The following is a 16,692-nucleotide window of genomic DNA, read 5'->3' as shown; positions in this document are numbered from 1 at the left end:
TTCCTTCTCTTCGGGTGCTCAGGCGCTCGGAACCTGCGGGATCGCGACCCCGATCAGGCAATCTTTGGTGACGATCTGCTGGAGTTGCTCCCGGCTCCACCCCTCGGTGCCTGCCGGCCGCTGGGGCAGGACGATGTAGCGTGTTTCGGCGGTGGTGTCGTACACCCGGATCTCGACGCCCTCCGGAATGTCGGTGCCCATCTCGGACAGCACTTTTCTCGGTTCACGAACCACGCGGGCGCGGTACTCGAAGCTCTTGTACCAGGTCGGCGGCAGGCCGAGGATCGGCCAGGCGGTGCACGAGCACAGAGAGCAGACGATCACGTTCTTGAGTGTGGGCGTGTCCTCGAGCGCCACGATGTATTCGCCCTGCGGTCCCAGGTACCCGTACGTGCCGACGGCCTCGGTACCGTCGGTGAGCAGAAGTTGCCGGAACTCGTCGTCGGTCCATGCCCGGGCGACCAGTTCTGCGCCGCGGTGGGGGCTGAAGTCCTCTTCGAACGTCTTCTTCCAGCCTTCGACGTATCCCTCGGGAACCAATCCCTTGCCGTCCAGCGCCCGGAACAGCGCCCAGGCGCGGTCGGCGGCCGGTGCCTGTGCGGGAGTCGCGTTCTCTGGTGTGTGTTCGATCGTTACCGACATTCTTCACCTTCTCTGTAGGGGCTGAAAATTGCGAATAGCTCTACTGCGGCGGCTGCGCATCACGCAGCATGCCGGTCTGCGGATGGCAATTGATGTACTCGTATCGCTGGTCGCGCGCGTCGAATACCGAGACTTCATGGTAAAGGCGAAGTTTCGACAAGCTGGCTGCGACGCGGAAGAAAGTGGTGAAGATTCGCAGGTGGGTGGGATGAGATTCCGCCCAGCGTTCGAGCTTGTCCAGCGAACCCCAGTGGCCGATGTTGTAACTCTGGTCGAGAAAATTTCCGTCCAGATCGATGTTGCGCACAAACCTGTTGCTGTAGCAGCCCACCGATTGTCCGTTGTCGCGCAGAAAGTCCATGCCGTCCTGCAGAGTGGGCAGAATCTCGTCGAGATACAAGTTGCGTTCCGCCGTTTCGGCCTCGGCCCAGTCCTGCCCGGAGCGGATCAGTGCGATGTTGTCGTGACCCTGAACCACCACGCGGCCACCTGCGGCGGGATCACCACTGAGTACGCGCAATTCACCCGACGGCTGGATCCAGTCGGTCTGGGAGATCGGGAAGCGCTCGCGCATCGAGCCCCAATAGCCGTGCTCATTGATCTCGCCGCTGATACCGCCCATGACGGCACCGACACCCGGAAGGGCGTCCTGGAACGCGTACAGCGTCTCGAACTGTTCGGCCCGCGGGGCCACGATCTCACGGAAGTACCCCAGCCCCTCCGACAGCCTCCCGTCCGATGCCCACCAGTCGGCCACCTCCGGAAACTGGAGCCAACGATCATGGGCAGCAATATCTTTCCAATAGCCCACGACCATCAGATTCTCATGACTCTGATTGTCGACGTGATGGGTCAGGTCATAGTGCAACGGGCCGTCGGGCAGATCGAAACCAGCCACCATGTCGCGCATGGCGCGCAGCGCGGCCGGGCGTTGCGCGTCACCGCGGAACTGCACACCGAGGTATCCCATCACCACCTGCTGCACTTCTTCGGCGGCACGTCCCACCCACATCGGAAAGGGTGGCTGGTAGCCATCCGGGACGCGTCGGGTCAACGTGCGGGGGCAGGTGAGGTGATCGCTGATTGCAGATTCCATGAGGGCTCCTGGTTCCGGTTCATCGCGTGCGGGCCGCCGCGTCGGCGGCTGAAAATCCCGGCAACACAGAAGTTACCTCCCCGACCGACGGCGAATCTGACCGAGAGAGACAGGTATTTGGACGAGAGGGACAACTCGAGTTGCGTCCCGACGTCAGGTCCGCGGCGCTGCCGCCGTCGCCCGGTACTGGCGCGGGCTCATCCCGTACTCGCTCTTGAACGTGCGGCTGAACAGTGAGGGGTCGGCGAAACCCCAACGGCGAGAGATCTGGCCCAGCGAGCGATCCGGGGTCGTGCTCTGGGCCAAGTCGCGGCGACACTGCTCGAGTCGCCGCACTCGGATGACGCGCGATACCGTCGTGTCCTGCTCGGCGAATACCCGGTGCAGGTGCCGGGTGGAAATGCCGAGGGCCGAGGCGATCACGGACGGCGAGAGCGATGGATCTCCGAGGCTCTCGTCGATCATCGTGATCGCTGCGCGGTAGGTACTCGAACGTGGCGCGCCGACCGGCCGGCCGACGGCCCGCAGGACGGCAGTGACCAGGTCGCCGACCTCGTCCACGATTGCGTTCCCCGCTCCGGCATCGGATGCGATCCGGCTCGTCACGATGTCGTGAAGGAACCGGCCCACAAGCCCACTGGCTCCGGCACGGCCGTCGAAGGCTATCGCGGTGAGGTCGTGAATCTCCGCTTCGCTGAACGACAGTGAGCTCCTCGGCCACGTGAAGACCTCGAGCACCCACGAACCGTCATCCGGATGCCCGTCGATCCGCCAATCGAAAGGGCGAGACGTGTCGTACAGGACGAAGTCGTCGTGATCGAGTACGCACTCCCGGTCATCCTGGGTGACCACGGCACGCCCACGACGGATCCGCCCGATCTGGAGGTAGTCGGCACGGTCGGCTCTGGCCAGGCTGCCGCTGCGGGCGATCCGTTGCTCGGTCGATTGGACTGTGGACACCTTGAGATGAGCAAGTTCGGACGACCGCACCGCACCGGTGAACCGGGGGCGGTCTTCGATGCCCGAGACACTGAGGGCGACGAAGTGCTCGCGCAGCATGTCCTCCCAGTCGGAGGCCCGTGTCGTCCGCACGGGTAATGCAAACCCGGACCTGACAAGCATCGGTACCTCTCTTCGGTCTGATCGCGCAACGCTCCCCCGGGAGCCTTCGGTTACCGGTGCAATTCCCGGTACCTGCTCGGGCTGACGCCGTATCGGGTGGCGAACGCTCGGCTGAATACCGACAGATCGATGAATCCGAACTGCGCGGCGATATCGGTCAGCGAACGGGAGGCGTTGCGCGGTGACAGCATCGCGTCACGGCAGACCTCGAGTCGGTGTGCCCGGATCGTGGCTGCCACGGTGTTTCCGAATCGAGCGAACACTCTGTGAACGGTTCTCGTGGAGATGAAGAACGCATGGGCGATGCGCTGCGGGGACAGGTCCGGGTCGTCGAGATTCCGCTCGATGTACCGGAGCATGTTCGCGTAGAGGTCGCGTGCGGTGACATCGGGATCGTCCGGCTCAGCCTCTTCCTGTGCGGCGGTGATTGCCAGGTCTGCAATTCCGTCCGCCAGCCGCATCGCACCGCTTGGCGACGGTTCCTTCTCGACTGCGAGAAGTCCGGCGAGCATCGGCGACAGTAGCTGTCCTACTGCCGAATTGGATCGCACGGTCCGTGCCGTCAGTTTCTGCGACTCACCCTCGGTCAGCGAGACGGCACCGCGCGGCCACGTGAATACCTGGAGGTGCCATTCCGGTCGCAGGTTCCAGGTGAACGGGCGGGAGGATTCGTAGATGGCGAAGTCGCCCGGCCGCAGTGTGCACGTTCGTCCGTCTTGGACGAGTTGTCCCTCACCGGCGACGACCATGCCGATCTGCATGAGGTCGAGCGGATGCCGGTCGGTCAGCTGCGGCGTCCTGTGAAAGGTCTGCGGTGTGGCCAGGACGTCGGCGGCCAGCAGATGCGCGAATCGCCGGGTGTGGACCGCCCCCGCGAAGCGATCGGATTCGCCCGGGCTGATCTTCAATGCCACGAAGGTCTCGCTGATCACCTCGACCCAGTCTCGGAGGGCAGCTGTCCGGATCACCTCCGTGCGGCGGTGCTCGCCACCCGGTGCGAGCGACAACGGCATGAGCAGCCCCTTTCCCTCGCCTGCACGTCACGCTAAGAGCAATCCGGCGTCACTGTCAATGACAGCTGACCACTGTTTCCGCTGGAGACAGGCCTCGGCGGCGAAGTTGGCACTGAGCGCAAAGCGGGCTGTCACTCTGAGACAAACGCTGCGGTTCGGCGGCTTCTACGGTTCGTAGAACACCGGGAAATGCCGGCGGGTCCTGCGTCGCATCCGGACCGACAGCCGGCCCTCGACCAGGTGCCCGCGGGCGCCACTGCACAGCTGAGGAGCGCACCTTCATGACTTCGTTGCCTGCACCCGATTCCGCCCGATTGGCGGCGTTGAACGAGCATTTCCGATTCGGGTTGTCCGCCGCCGACCTCGACGAGTTCGCCCCCGCCGTCGAGGCCACCCTCACTGCGCCGATCGCGGTCGAGCAGCTCTATCGGCGTGCGGCGTCACCGGCCCCCGAGCGATCCTGGGCGCCGCCGGCACCGGAGCACAACCGTCTCGGAGCGTGGTACGTCACGACCTCGATCGACGGCTCCTCTGGGGGTCCGCTGGCCGGCCGCACCGTGGCGGTCAAGGACAACGTCGCGGTCGCGGGTGTTCCGATGATGAACGGATCGCGCACCCTGGAGGGGTTCGTCCCGCGGCAGGACGCCACGGTCGTCCGCAGGCTGCTCGATGCCGGCGCCACGATCGCAGGAAAATCGGTATGTGAGGATCTGTGTTTCTCGGGCGGGAGTTTCACCTCGCAGCCGGGACCGGTGCGCAATCCGTGGGATACGACCCGCAATTCGGGTGGATCTTCCAGTGGCTCCGGCGCTTTGGTCGCCAGCGGTGAGGTCGATTTGGCCGTCGGCGGAGACCAGGGCGGCTCCATCCGCATTCCTGCCGCATTCTGCGGGATCGTGGGTCACAAACCGACGCACGGGCTGGTCCCCTACACCGGTGCATTTCCGATCGAGAGGACCATCGACCATCTCGGCCCGATGACCCGGACCGTCGCCGACGCGGCCACCATGTTGAGTGTGCTCGCCGGTACGGACGGGGCCGATCCGCGGCAATCACGCCAGGTCGAGCCGGTCGACTACCTGGCGGCGCTCACCGAAACCACCTCCGGGCTGCGCGTCGGAGTCGTGGCCGAGGGCTTCGGCACCGCAGTGTCCGACCCGGAGGTCGACGCCGCCGTCCACGCCGCGGTCGACATGCTGCGCAGCGCCGGACTCACGGCGGAGCACGTGTCGATTCCGTGGCACCTCGACGCGATGCACGTCTGGAACGTGATCGCGACCGAGGGTGCCGCGTACCAGATGCTCGACGGCAACGCCTACGGCATGAACACCGACGGATTCTACGACCCGGAACTGATCGCGCATTTCGCCGCTCAGCGCCTCGAGCGCGGTCACGAGTTGTCCGAGACGGTCAAGCTGGTGGGGCTGTCGGGCCGGTACACCTTCGAGGTCGGCGGCGGAAAGTACTACGCGATGGCGCGCCGACTCGTCCCGGAACTGCGCGCGGCCTACGACGCCGCGCTCACGGACTACGACGTGCTGGTCATGCCCACCGTCCCCTACACCGCGAAGAAGATCCCGGCAGCCGATGTGGCATTGGGCGACTACCTCGACGTCGCGCTGTCGATGGTCGGCAACACCGCCCCGTTCGATGTCACCGGTCACCCGGCCTGCTCGGTTCCCGCGGGGCTCGTCGACGGCCTGCCGACCGGGCTGATGATCGTCGGCAACACGTTCGACGACGCCACGGTTCTACGCGTGGCACACACCTATGAACAGGCCGTCGGCGGTTTCCCCTCCCCGCCGGCCTTGATGAGTTCCGCTCGATGACACCACCACGCTTGTCTCTGGACGACGAGATTCTCGATCTCGCCGTCATGTGGCTTCCCATCGGGGATCCACCGGCCGACAAGATCAGGCGCGACTTCGGCGTCGAGCCGGCCGAATATCGCGCGCGTCTGGCGCGCGCCATCGACCGTTACCTGCAGACCTCGAACGCGAGAACCGCCGCACCACTCGACCGATTCTTCGAGACGTCGATGCTGACAGCCCTGAGACCGAAACAGTCACCACCAGGTGACGAACGGTCCGGTCGCAACTTGTGTCAGAGGGGTGGTGGTCACCCGCTCGACGCTCGTAGCGTCGTAGGTGGGTGTACGCGAGTCGGAACGAACGAGGAGGAGACATCGTGACGATCGACAGAGGAATTCTGGCCCTGCTCGAGGCCAAGCCGGGCAAGGGCGAGGAACTGGCTGCGTTCCTGGAGCAGGGGCGCGCCCTGGCCGCGGCGGAGGAAGGCACCGTCACCTGGTACGCGTTCAAGGTCAGCGACACCACGTACGGCATCTTCGACACCTTCGACAACGAGGACGGCAGGCAGGCGCACCTGAGCGGAGCGATCCCCGCCGCGCTGGCCACCGTCGGCCCCGACCTGCTGGCCAGGGACCCCGACATTCGTCCGGTCGACGTGGTCGCCGTCAAGTAGGGCGCCCGCCGGGTTTCCTACCGTACGGTCAGTCGAATCCTGCCCGTAAACCTACCCGATCGGGTAGGGCCCCGACTGTCCGCGCCGCGGCATACTTGCCCGGCTCGGGGGTTTCCGAAAACGATACGGAGAAACTGATGCTCGACCGGCTGTACGCCGCTGTCCTCGCCGTCGCCGGCCTCGGCTACGGCGGTTACATCCTCCTCGACGAACTGACCGGAGCGTCGGACACACCCGGCGAGGACGACCATCTTCTCCACGAAGTCCCCTCGGGAGCAGGTGTCCACGCTGTGACGTCCCCCTGACACCGCCCTGAGGGCACTGACACCGCCGGCTCACTGGTCGACGGTGAGACCCTTCGCCTCGAGCACCTGGGCGAGGTTGCTGACCTGGATCGGGGTTTCGCCCTTCTTGTACCGCTCGATGTAGGCGGCCTCGGCGGCGTCCCGCTCACGGGAGGCGTCGATGGCGACCTGGACCTCGTCACGCCGGACCACGACCACACCGTCGCAGTCGCCCTTGATGACGTCGCCGGGATAGATGATCTGGCCGCCGAACACCAGCGGCTGATTGACGGGACCGAGGGATTCCTTCACCGTTCCCTCGATGCACACGTGCTTGGAGAAGACGGGGAACCCGAGTTCGCGGATCTCCCGGCTGTCCCGCACGCCACCGTCCGTGACGAGTGCGCTGATGCCCCGCGCCACACACGCATTGGCCAGCACGTCGCCGAACTGTCCCGCCGGCTGGTCGCCGGAGGACACGATGAGCACGTCACCGGGCTGCGCGTAGCTGATGGCGACCTGGAGCATGATGTTGTCGCGCGGATGGCACACGACGGTGAAGGCGGATCCGCAGAACGACATGTCGCGGTCGATGGGCTTGATCCCCGAATCCAGTGCGCCCTTGCGGCCCTGCGCCTCGTGGATGGTGGCGGCCGAGAAGGCGCCCAGGCTGTCGATGGCGGCCTTGTCGGCGCGATCGATCTTGGTCGTGACGTGAACCATGATGTCTCCGTAGTTCTGTGATGGCGGGTGGGTCAGCTGAGCGAAGCGACGGCCTTCTCGACCGCGGCTGCCGCATTCCTGAGCACGTCCTCGGACGTGGCGAAGGAGACCCGGAAATAGGATTCGGCCCCGTACGCAGAGCCCTGGATGGTGGCCACCGACGCGTGGTCGAGGAGGAACAGCACCACGTCCTGGTCGTTCTCGAGCAGTGTGCCGTCGGGTGTCCGCTTGCCCACGAGGCCGGCGCACCCGACGAACAGGTAGAAGGCGCCCTGCGGCAGTACAGGTTCGAGACCGTCTATGCCGGAGAACAATTCGAACGTGACATCACGCCGGGCGCGATAGCTCGCGACGGACGTGGTGACGAAACTCTGATCTCCGGTGAGGGCTTCGGCGGCGGCGGCCTGACTGATCGACGACGGGCAGGACGAACTCTGCGACTGCAGCTTGTTGATCGCGCCGATCAGGCCCTTGTTCCCGACGCCGTACCCGAGGCGCCAGCCGGTCATCGCGTAGGCCTTCGACACACCGTTGGTGACCAGGATCCGATCGCGCAGGTGCGGCGCGGACGACAGCAGGTTCGGAACGGGTGAATCGGTGAACACGATCTCGTCGTAGATCTCGTCGCAGAGCACGTTCACGTGCGGGTTCCGGTCGAGGACCTTCGCGAGTTCCGCCAGTTCGTGCTCGCTGTACACGGCGCCCGTCGGGTTCGACGGCGCGTTGAGGATGACCCACTTCGTCGCCGGGGTGATGGCGGCCTCGAGCTTCTCTGCGGTGAGCAGGAACCGGTCGGATTCCGGGCAGTCGACGACGACGGGTGTCCCGCCGTGCACGGTCACCATGTCGGGGTACGACACCCAGTACGGGGCGGGCACGATCACCTCGGTGCCCTCCTCCACCGTCGCCATCAGCGCGAGGAAGATGACCTGCTTGGCGCCTCCGCCGACGGTGATCTCGTTGTCCGCGAACTCCACCCCGGTGCGGGTCAGCATCTTCTTCGAGATCGCCTCCCGCAGTGCGGGAATGCCGTTGACGGGGGTGTACTTGGTGAGACCGGACTCCATCGCCGCCACGGCCGCGGCCTTGATGTGCTCCGGGGTGTCGAAATCGGGCTCTCCGACCGTCAGGTCGAGGATCTCCCGCCCCGACGCCCGGAGTTCGCGAACCCGTTGCGCGGCTGCCACACTCGGCGACTCACGCATCTGGTCGACTCGCGCTGCTGGAACGAAGGTGGACATAGTTCCTCCTGGTAGAGGGCGTGGGAACGAAAGAAGCCGGGAAGTCGGGGGCGGTATCTCCACACCCACGCTATCGGGTGGGGACCACACCTGTACAAGACCGATTGTATGTCGGGTGATAGCCGTTCGGCATGGCTGAGATCAGAACGCCAGCAACACCTTCGCGGACGCGGACGCGTCCTTCGCGACGGCGAACGCCTCGAGGCCGTCCTCGATGCCGAACTCGTGACTGATCACCGGTTCGACGTTCAGGCTGCCGTCCGCCAGAGCCTCGAGCACCGCATCGATCTCGTCGTTGAACCGGAAGGAACCGACGAGTTCGAGTTCCCGCGTGATGACGAGCGACAGCGGAGCGGGCTGAAGCCCGGTGGGGAGCAGTCCGAGCATGACGATCCTGCCGCCGCGCGTCGCGCCGCGAATGGCCGATTCGAGTCCGAAGCGGTTGCCGGAGCACTCGACGACGACGTCGGCGTCGACGGCGGCGATGCTCACGGCGTCGGCGGCGTCCAGCGTCGTGTCCGCGCCGAGCGCCTTCGCGACCGTGCGGGGATAGTCGTGCACGTCGACCGCGGTGATCTCGCTCGCACCGGCCCGGCGGAGGACGGCCACCACGAGGGCGCCGATGGGGCCGCACCCCACGACGAGCGCGCTCTTCCCTGCCACGTCGCCCGCGCGGGCCACGGCGTGCCACGCCACGGCGGCGGGTTCCGCGACGGCGGCGGTGCGCAGCGGCAGGTTCGCCGGCAGTCGCCGCAGCATCCGCGACGGCAGCACCGCGTACTTCGCGAATGCCCCCTCGGTGTGCGGGAATTGCGCCGCGCTGCCGAGGTAGGTGCATCCCGGCGAGAGGTTCGGGCGGTCGTCGGGGAACCTGGCGCCGCGCCCGCCGGGGGTCGCGGGGTGCACGGCCACGGTGTCACCCGCGGCGGGGCCGGTCCCGTCCGCGGCGGCCTGCACGACCGTTCCCACCACCTCGTGGCCGAGCAGCATGGGCGCCTTCAGGATCGACTCGCCGGCGGCGCCGTGCGTCCAGTAGTGCAGGTCGGATCCGCAGATCCCGCCGTAGGCGATCTGGACGACCGCCTCGGACGGTTCGGGCCGCCGGAGGGGCACCGATTCGATACGCAGGTCGCCTGCGGCGTGCGCCACCACCCCGAGGGTCTCGGTGGGCAGCGGGGCGGAGGAGTGGTGCGGCGCAGTGGTCACGGCCGGCCTCAGTCGTTGCGCCGGACGAAGTCGAGACCACCCGGTACCTGGAAGGTGGGCATGATCTCGATCAGGCCGAGGTTGACGTGGCGCGGGGCGTCGATCGCGAACTCGATCGTGTCGGCGATGTCCTTCGTCGTGATGGATTCGAAGCCTTCGTAATACGTCTCCCACGCCTCCTTCATCGCCTCCGGGGAGCCGCCCAGGTTGCGTCCGAAGATCTCGGTTTCGACCCGGCCCGGGCAGATCTCGGTCACGCGGATGCGCTTGCCGATGGTGTCGTTGCGCAGTTGCCGCGAGATCTGGTGCACCGCGGCCTTCGTGGCGTGGTACGCGGTGTGACCGTAGAAGTTGTACAGGCCGGCGATGGAACTGATGTTCACGATGTGGCCGAGGTCCCGCTCGACCATCCCCGGCATGAGCAACCGGCACAGGTGCAGCACCGCACGGAGGTTGACGTCGACCATGGCGTCGACCGAGTCGGCGGACGCGTCCAGGATGTTGCCGGTGGCCGAGACTCCCGCGTTGTTGATCAGCACGTCGATCTCGAGGCCCTCGACGGCGGCGCTGAGGGCGTCGATGTCGGTGATGTCGACGGCGAGCGGGATCATGCCCGTCTTCTCCGCGATCTCGTCGAGCCGTTCCTTGTTGCGGGCGACGCCGTAGACGGTGAGACCCCGCTTGGTGAGGATCTCGGTGACCGCGGCGCCCATTCCGGTGTTGGCGCCGGTGACGAGTGCGGTCCGGTAGTCGTTGAATGGCATGACGCTCCCTTGCCTTGCTGGTGGTGAAAGTTGGTGCAGCCCGGTGGTCTTCGAGTGGTCAGGAGACCACCGGGCCGAGTCTGGATCCGTCAGAGCGTGTCACGGAGCGGCACGTGCGCCCGGTCGGTGACGGTGCTGACGGCGATGAGGGTTCCCAGTGCGGTGACGACGGCATAGACCGCGGGGACGTAGATCCCGAACTGCGGAATCAGCCAGGTCATCAGCAGGGGCGCGGTGCCGCCGAACACTGCCGAGGAGATGTTGTAGCCCAGCCCGTACGCCGAGTACCGCACCCGGGTGGGGAAGAGTTCGACGATGAGGATGTGGATGACGGCGGTGTGGCCGGCGAAGATCACGGCCATGATGCAGGCTCCGAGCACCGCGAGCGCGAAGTTGCCGGTCGCGATCAGGGCGTAACAAGGGACGGCGCCGACGGCCATGGCGATCGCCGCACCGGCGATGACCCTCTTGCGGCCGACGCGGTCCGAGAGTGCGCCCATGAAGGGAATGGCGAAGCAGATCGCCACCAGGCTCGCCGCGGTCACGAGCAGTGCCGCGCCGGTGGAGAAGCCGATGTTCTCGCCCTTGAGGAACGTCGGCATGTAGGAGAAGAGCACGTAGTAGCCGGAGCCGTTCATCAATGGGATGAACAGCGCGAGCAGCATCGCCTTGCGGTGTTCGGGAGTCGCGAACGCTTCCTTCAGCGGGTTGCGGGACAGTCCGCCTTCGGCCTTGAGCTTCTCGAAGTTCGGGGTGTCACTGATCGCCCGCCGGATGTACCAGCCGATGATGCCCATCGGGATCGCGACGAGGAACGGGACGCGCCACGCCCAGCTCGCCGGTCCGCCGCCCTCGATCGCGGCCTCGTTGAGCCAGGGCGACATCGCGAACGCGACCAGCGTGCCGGTGAGCAGGGCCAGGAACGACGCGATCTGTGCGTAGCTGGTGATGAGTCCGCGCTTGCCCTCCGGTGCGTGCTCGGCGAGGAAGGTCATGGCGCCCGCCGCCTCACCGCCCACGGAGAATCCCTGCAGGATGCGCAGGAGAATCAACAGCGCGGGAGCGGCGACGCCGATCGCGGCGTACGTGGGGAGAACACCGATGCCCGCGGTGGCGACGCTGATCAGCATGATCACGAAGACGAGCATCTTCTGCCTGCCGATCCTGTCGCCCAGGATGCCGCAGACGACCGCGCCGAGCGGTCGCACGAAGAACGAGATCGCGTAACCGGCGAAGACGAGCATCAGCGCGTCGCTCGACTTGGAGACGTCGAAGAAGACGATGGCCAGGGCGGTCGCCATGAAGGCGAAGATGCCGTTGTCGTAGAGCTCGACGAAGATGCCCACGCACCCTGCGAGAACGACCTTGCGTAGCTGGCGGGGTTGCACCTCGTGTTCGGGCGTGTGCCCGGCCGTGTCGGGTGAGATCGCGTTGGTCATGCTGACTCCATCTGGGCTACAGAGTGGTGCTGGGCGGATGTCGTTTCTGGGTGAGTGGGGATCCGAAGACTGGCGAATGCGCTCGCCACGCGGGACCGCAGCAGCGCGATCGAGCGTCGTTGGCTCCGGTAACCGTCCACGGCTTCGGGGACGCTCACCTTTCGGAACCGCACCTCCTGGCCGGGGCGCGCCTGGCCGAGCTGTGACAGTGCGGTGGCGGTCACCACCGCGAGCACCGGATATCCGGCCGTCACTCCCCGGCCCCGGTGCAGGACGAGGATCTCGTTGCCTGCGGGAACCTCGACGGCGCCGATCGGTACCCCGCGGGAGAGCACTTCCGTCGACCGGTCCCGCCGGGGAACGTCGCTCCCCGGATCGGTCGGCGTCAGGCGGAGACCGATGTGGTTCGTGTCGGCACCGATGACGAAGGGGGTGTCGAACAAGCGGGCGGCGGACGCGCCGAACTCGTGCACGTCGGGACCGTCGGTGACGTCGATGGTCCAGCGGCCGGTGAAGGTCGCGGGCTCGGCGCCGAGCCGGAACAGCGGGACCCGGAAGTAGGGGTGGTCGATCGGCGGTCCGTCGACGTCGATGGCGACGGACTCGCCGACCGTCAGTTGCCGGCCGAAACCGAGAACCGAGTCGGGGGCGCAGCTGCCGAGCAGGGACGGCGCGGCGATCGCGCCGTGCACGGCGAGGTACACGCGGAGCCCGTCGTGGATTCCGCGGACGGTGAGTTCTTCGCCCGCGGTCCAGACGAACGGCTCCCACTGGGGGCGGGTGACACCCCCGACCTGGACCTCCGCCGGTGCGCCGGTCACCGCGACGAGCAGGTCGACGCTTGCGACGGCGCCGAAGTCCATCGCCACCATTTCGAGCAGCGGCGCGGTGCGGTGACTTCCGACCAGGGCGTTCGCCACGTCGGCGCTGTACTGGTCGGAGGCTCCCCCGGTCATCTGCCCGAACCGGGAGCCCCGGAGTCGTCCGAGATCCTGGATCGAGGTGAGCCCGGGTGTCGTGACGGTGATCGTCTCAGCCATGCCGGACCCCCTCGTACAGCGGCCACTCGGCCGCGGTGATCGGCACGAAGCGGAACGTGTCGCCGGGCCGGAAGTCGGACAGCGGTTCCGTCGACGGATCGACGATGGTCAGGGGCGTGCGGCCGATCACCGGCCAGCCGCCGGGCGCCGGTCGCGCCGAGATGACGGCCTGCCTGCCCGCGACCGCCACCGCGCCTGCCGGAACGTGCGGCCGCGGAATGGTGCGACGGGGAACGGGCTGCGGGAACGCGGGGCCGTCGAGCATGGGGGCGCCGCCCGGGGACCCGAAGCAGCGCATGGTCAGCGGGCGGGCGCTGTGCAGGCGGATCACCTCGGCCGGGGAGAGTGCGAGGTGTGCCGCCACGTCGTCGAGGTCGGGTCCGAATTCGCCTCCGTAGACGACCGGGATCTCGAATTGTCGCGAACCGCGCGTCGCGGGTTGCGCCGGAAGCTCGATCAGCCGTTCGACCAGCGCGCGAATGGCGTCATGCGTCGTTGCAGCACAGTCGAATTCGACCAGCAGTGAGTCGTAGGTGGGGATGATGCCGGTGACCGCGACGTCGTCGCCGCGTGCGTCGAGCGCGGCGGCGACCGTGTGGACGGCCTGCCAGCGCTCCTCCGCATCGGGGGACAGCGACGTCAGGCGGACCGCGGAGTCCCCGCAGTCCGCGAGGACGAAGTCGCGGTGCGGCCGGGTGCACGTCACGCCGGACACGACGCGGACTCCTTCTCGGCCCTGGCCTCGAGGACCTCGGTGACGGGGGCGATGACGACGCCCGCGCGCAGCAGGGCCTCCCGGATCGCCCGCGCGTTGCCTACCGCGTCGGCGCCGTCGCCGTGCAGCAGTACCGTGTCTGCCTCGATCGGGATGCGCGTGCCGTCGACGGCGTCGACGACCCCTTCGGTCACCATCTGCACCGTGCGCGACACCAGAGCGTCCCGGTCGTGAATCACGGCGCCGGCCTCGGACCGCGGTACCAGGGTGCCGTCCGCCCGGTATGCACGGTCGACGATGGCGACGATGGCAACCCGGAGCCCCCGCGCACGGGCGTGGTCGGCGAGTTCCCCGTCCTGGGCGAGCACGATGAGCCGCGGGTCGAACGCCTCCACCGCATCGACGACGGCGCCCGCGTAGTCGGCGCGGGTCGCGACGAGATTTCCCAACCGACCGTGCGGTGCGATGTGCGAGAGCGATGTGCCGTGGGCCGTCGCGAAGGCGTGCAGTGCGCCGAGTTGGTACAGAACGTCCGTGCGGACCTCGTCGGCGGTGAGGTCCATCGCGCGCCGGCCGAACCCTGCGAGATCGGGGAAGCTGGGGTGTGCGCCGATGCCGATTCCGCGGGCGACGCACCCTCGGACCGTCGCATCCATGGTCCTGGGGTCGCCGGCGTGAAAGCCGCACGCGACGTTGGCGGACGTCAGCACGTCGAGCAGTGCGTCGTCGTCGCCCATCGTCCAAGCGCCGAAGCTCTCGCCGAGGTCGGCGACGAGATCGATCTTGACAGTCACGGTGCCTCCAAGGGGGGCCTGCAGTGGAACCGCGGGTGCCGTTCCAGTGAACTTTCGATGTAAACGGACGCTACGCAGGTTCCGGTTCAGGCGGTTAATACCTGTTTTACGTGAGGCGATAACGAACGTCTATGGTGTTTGAACAGCGACGATGCAAAGACGGAAGAATCGGGCCCCGCACTTGGCTACAGCGGTGTTTCCGCCCGGCAACCTTCTCGAAACCGCGGCGTGCTTGCGTCGCCGCATCGTCAGAAAGGCAGATCGCTCGTGGATACCCGACGCTTGTTCTCATTCGTCCGCATCGTCGACGCCGGATCCATCACGCGGGCGGCGGACATACTGCACATCGCGCAGCCCGCGCTCAGCCAGCAGATGACGGCGTTGGAGACGCACTTCGGTCAGCAACTGCTGATCCGCAGCAAGCAGGGAGTGGAACCCACCGACGCGGGGCGCGCGCTGTACCGGCACGCACAGGTGATCCTGCGACAGGTGGAGAGCGCTCAGGCCGAGGTGAGCGTCGTCGGCCGGGAACTGGCGGGCGGTGTCTCCGTCGGACTCGCGCCGTACAGCACCGTCAGCTCCATCGCGCTGCCGCTCCTCACCGCGGTGCGGTCGCGGTACCCCAGCATCCTTCTGCACATCAACGAAAATTTCGGCGGTGTGCTCAGCGAGGCCATGATGACGGGCCGGATGGACATGGCCCTGCTGTACGACGCCGGGCCGATCAAGGGCGTCAACTTCGAGCGACTGCTCACCGAGGAACTGATGGTCGTCGCCCCGGCGGGCACCGGACTGCCCGGCGACACCGGGACGGCCGTCGCCATCAAGGATCTCGTCGATCTGCCACTGCTGCTGCCGGGTCCGATGCACACGATCCGCAAGGTGGTGGAGCAGGCGTACGAGCACGCCTTCGAGCACGCGCGGGTGGTCGGCGAGGTGGAATCGGTGACGCTGATGGCGCAGGCCGTCCGAAACGGTCTGGGCGCGACGGTATTACCGTTCTCGGTGGCACGCCGGATCATGAACGTGGAGAACCTGGAACTCCGCCGCATCGAACCGTCGATCGAAGTCCAGGTCTCCCTCGGGACACCCGCCAATCAGCCGCTGTCCGGACCGGCGGAGGCGGTGCGCGAGGTGCTGCGCAGTGTCGTGGCCAACTACATCAGGACCAGTTCGGAAGCCGAACGCGGCCCTCAGTAACCCCGGGCCGGATCGATCGGCGCCAGCAGGGGCGCGCCCGCGGCGAAGCGTTCGACGTTGGTCGCGACGTGATCGGCGAGCAACCCGGTCAGTCCGGTCGCGGGATTCGCGACGTGTGGGGTGATGATCGCATTCGGCAGGGTCCAGAGCGGATGCCCGTCGGGCAGCGGTTCGGGGTCGGTGACGTCGAGCGCGGCGCCGCCGATCGACCCGGCGCGCAGCGCGCGGACCAGACCCTCGGTGTCGATGAGGGAACCGCGCGCCACGTTGACGATCCACGCCGTCGATTTCATCTGTGCGAGCGCGGCCTCGTCGACGAGGTGGGCGGTGGCCGACGTCGCCGGTGCGGCGATGACGAAATGGTCTGCTCTGGACCAGATTTCCGAGGTCCGGTCGGCCGGCAGCGTCTCGGACGCACCCGGGACCGGGGTGCCCGACCGAGTGACCGCCAGCACGTCGGCGCCGAACGCGGCGAGCAGCGGGATCATCGCGCGACCGATGCCGCCGCAGCCGACGATGGCGACCCTCGCCCCGCGCAGCGTGCCCACCTGCGGGTCGAACTCGGCCTTGCGCCACGACGTCGCGCGCACCTGCTCGGTGAGGGCCCGAACCCCGGCCAGGAGCAGCAGGACGCCGTGTTCCGCGACGTTGCCGGCGTAGGCGCCGGCCGCGGACGTCCAGGCCCGGTCGGTGTCGACGATGCCCGCGGAGATCCAGGGCTCCACACCCGCCGAGGGCAGCTGCACCCAGCGCACCGAGTCCGGCAGTTCCGCCGGAAACGTGTCGGGGCCCTGCGCCCAGACGACGGCCTCTGCGTCGTCGAGCGGGGCGAGTACGCCGCCGCCCCTCTCGATCCCGCGTATCAGGGCTGCGTCGGGGTTCGGTCCGAGGTGGATGCGGGGCGTTGCAGTGTTCGGCATCTTCGTCTT

Annotated in this window: 17 protein-coding genes; 4 read left to right on the top strand and 13 right to left on the bottom strand. The window is 67.3% G+C overall.

Annotated features, from left to right (window positions below; genetic code table 11):
- Window positions 1-18 precede the first annotated feature (18 nt).
- From nthA to BLV94_RS30610, 4 genes are all read right to left on the bottom strand, one after another.
- The gene (gene nthA, locus BLV94_RS30625; protein ID WP_072944368.1) at window positions 19-642 is read right to left on the bottom strand and encodes a nitrile hydratase subunit alpha; all 624 of its coding nucleotides are present in this window, start codon (window positions 640-642) and stop codon (window positions 19-21) included.
- 40 nt (window positions 643-682) lie between these two features.
- Window positions 683-1,738, bottom strand: a complete 1,056-nt coding sequence (gene oxdA, locus BLV94_RS30620) for an aliphatic aldoxime dehydratase (RefSeq protein WP_072944366.1) — start codon at window positions 1,736-1,738, stop codon at window positions 683-685.
- A gap of 153 nt (window positions 1,739-1,891) precedes the next feature.
- Window positions 1,892-2,797 carry a helix-turn-helix domain-containing protein gene (locus BLV94_RS30615; protein ID WP_371851562.1) on the bottom strand — a complete coding sequence of 302 codons (906 nt, stop codon included), beginning with the start codon at window positions 2,795-2,797 and terminating at the stop codon, window positions 1,892-1,894.
- Between the two features lie 113 nt (window positions 2,798-2,910).
- On the bottom strand, window positions 2,911-3,873 hold the full coding sequence (locus BLV94_RS30610; RefSeq protein WP_072944362.1) for a helix-turn-helix domain-containing protein: 963 nt from the start codon (window positions 3,871-3,873) through the stop codon (window positions 2,911-2,913).
- Between the two features lie 281 nt (window positions 3,874-4,154).
- Here BLV94_RS30610 and BLV94_RS30605 point away from each other — a divergent pair, with 281 nt between their 5' ends.
- From BLV94_RS30605 to BLV94_RS49690, 3 genes are all read left to right on the top strand, one after another.
- Window positions 4,155-5,702, top strand: a complete 1,548-nt coding sequence (locus BLV94_RS30605; protein WP_072944361.1) for an amidase — start codon at window positions 4,155-4,157, stop codon at window positions 5,700-5,702.
- 358 nt (window positions 5,703-6,060) lie between these two features.
- On the top strand, window positions 6,061-6,357 hold the full coding sequence (locus BLV94_RS30595) for a putative quinol monooxygenase (protein ID WP_072944358.1): 297 nt from the start codon (window positions 6,061-6,063) through the stop codon (window positions 6,355-6,357).
- 137 nt (window positions 6,358-6,494) lie between these two features.
- Window positions 6,495-6,662 carry a hypothetical protein gene (locus BLV94_RS49690; RefSeq protein ID WP_167372195.1) on the top strand — a complete coding sequence of 56 codons (168 nt, stop codon included), beginning with the start codon at window positions 6,495-6,497 and terminating at the stop codon, window positions 6,660-6,662.
- Between the two features lie 30 nt (window positions 6,663-6,692).
- On the opposite strand, the gene BLV94_RS30590 is transcribed toward BLV94_RS49690, so the two are convergent.
- The 8 genes from BLV94_RS30590 to BLV94_RS30555 all read right to left on the bottom strand — a co-directional run bounded on the left by BLV94_RS30590 (window position 6,693) and on the right by BLV94_RS30555 (window position 14,563).
- On the bottom strand, window positions 6,693-7,364 hold the full coding sequence (locus BLV94_RS30590) for a 4-carboxy-4-hydroxy-2-oxoadipate aldolase/oxaloacetate decarboxylase (RefSeq protein ID WP_072944356.1): 672 nt from the start codon (window positions 7,362-7,364) through the stop codon (window positions 6,693-6,695).
- Between the two features lie 32 nt (window positions 7,365-7,396).
- Window positions 7,397-8,605, bottom strand: coding sequence for an aspartate transaminase (locus BLV94_RS30585; RefSeq protein WP_072944354.1), 1,209 nt, complete (start codon window positions 8,603-8,605; stop codon window positions 7,397-7,399).
- Between the two features lie 141 nt (window positions 8,606-8,746).
- The gene (locus tag BLV94_RS30580; RefSeq protein ID WP_072944353.1) at window positions 8,747-9,811 is read right to left on the bottom strand and encodes an L-idonate 5-dehydrogenase; all 1,065 of its coding nucleotides are present in this window, start codon (window positions 9,809-9,811) and stop codon (window positions 8,747-8,749) included.
- An 8-nt stretch (window positions 9,812-9,819) separates the two neighbouring features.
- Window positions 9,820-10,575, bottom strand: a complete 756-nt coding sequence (locus BLV94_RS30575; protein ID WP_072944351.1) for an SDR family oxidoreductase — start codon at window positions 10,573-10,575, stop codon at window positions 9,820-9,822.
- 89 nt (window positions 10,576-10,664) lie between these two features.
- Window positions 10,665-12,014, bottom strand: coding sequence for an MFS transporter (locus BLV94_RS30570; protein ID WP_072944350.1), 1,350 nt, complete (start codon window positions 12,012-12,014; stop codon window positions 10,665-10,667).
- Window positions 12,011-13,054 carry a 5-oxoprolinase subunit C family protein gene (locus BLV94_RS30565; protein ID WP_072944348.1) on the bottom strand — a complete coding sequence of 348 codons (1,044 nt, stop codon included), beginning with the start codon at window positions 13,052-13,054 and terminating at the stop codon, window positions 12,011-12,013. Before BLV94_RS30565 ends, BLV94_RS30570 begins: the two co-directional genes overlap by 4 nt.
- Window positions 13,047-13,769, bottom strand: a complete 723-nt coding sequence (locus BLV94_RS30560; RefSeq protein WP_072944346.1) for a 5-oxoprolinase subunit B family protein — start codon at window positions 13,767-13,769, stop codon at window positions 13,047-13,049. The genes BLV94_RS30565 and BLV94_RS30560 overlap by 8 nt, the downstream gene beginning before the upstream one ends.
- The gene (locus BLV94_RS30555; RefSeq protein ID WP_072944344.1) at window positions 13,757-14,563 is read right to left on the bottom strand and encodes a LamB/YcsF family protein; all 807 of its coding nucleotides are present in this window, start codon (window positions 14,561-14,563) and stop codon (window positions 13,757-13,759) included. The genes BLV94_RS30560 and BLV94_RS30555 overlap by 13 nt, the downstream gene beginning before the upstream one ends.
- A 282-nt stretch (window positions 14,564-14,845) precedes the next feature.
- Here BLV94_RS30555 and nac point away from each other — a divergent pair, with 282 nt between their 5' ends.
- On the top strand, window positions 14,846-15,763 hold the full coding sequence (gene nac / locus BLV94_RS30550) for a nitrogen assimilation transcriptional regulator NAC (protein ID WP_072944342.1): 918 nt from the start codon (window positions 14,846-14,848) through the stop codon (window positions 15,761-15,763).
- On the opposite strand, the gene BLV94_RS30545 is transcribed toward nac, so the two are convergent.
- Window positions 15,757-16,683, bottom strand: a complete 927-nt coding sequence (locus BLV94_RS30545) for a D-isomer specific 2-hydroxyacid dehydrogenase family protein (protein ID WP_072944340.1) — start codon at window positions 16,681-16,683, stop codon at window positions 15,757-15,759. The two genes, nac and BLV94_RS30545, sit on opposite strands and share 7 nt — an antisense overlap.
- Window positions 16,684-16,692: the final 9 nt, after the last annotated feature.

The organism is Rhodococcus koreensis, assembly GCF_900105905.1.
Taxonomy (GTDB): Bacteria; Actinomycetota; Actinomycetes; order Mycobacteriales; family Mycobacteriaceae; genus Rhodococcus_F; species Rhodococcus_F koreensis.
The sequence above is the reverse complement of the archived record's forward strand: the minus strand, read 5'-3'. Positions and strand labels throughout refer to the sequence as shown.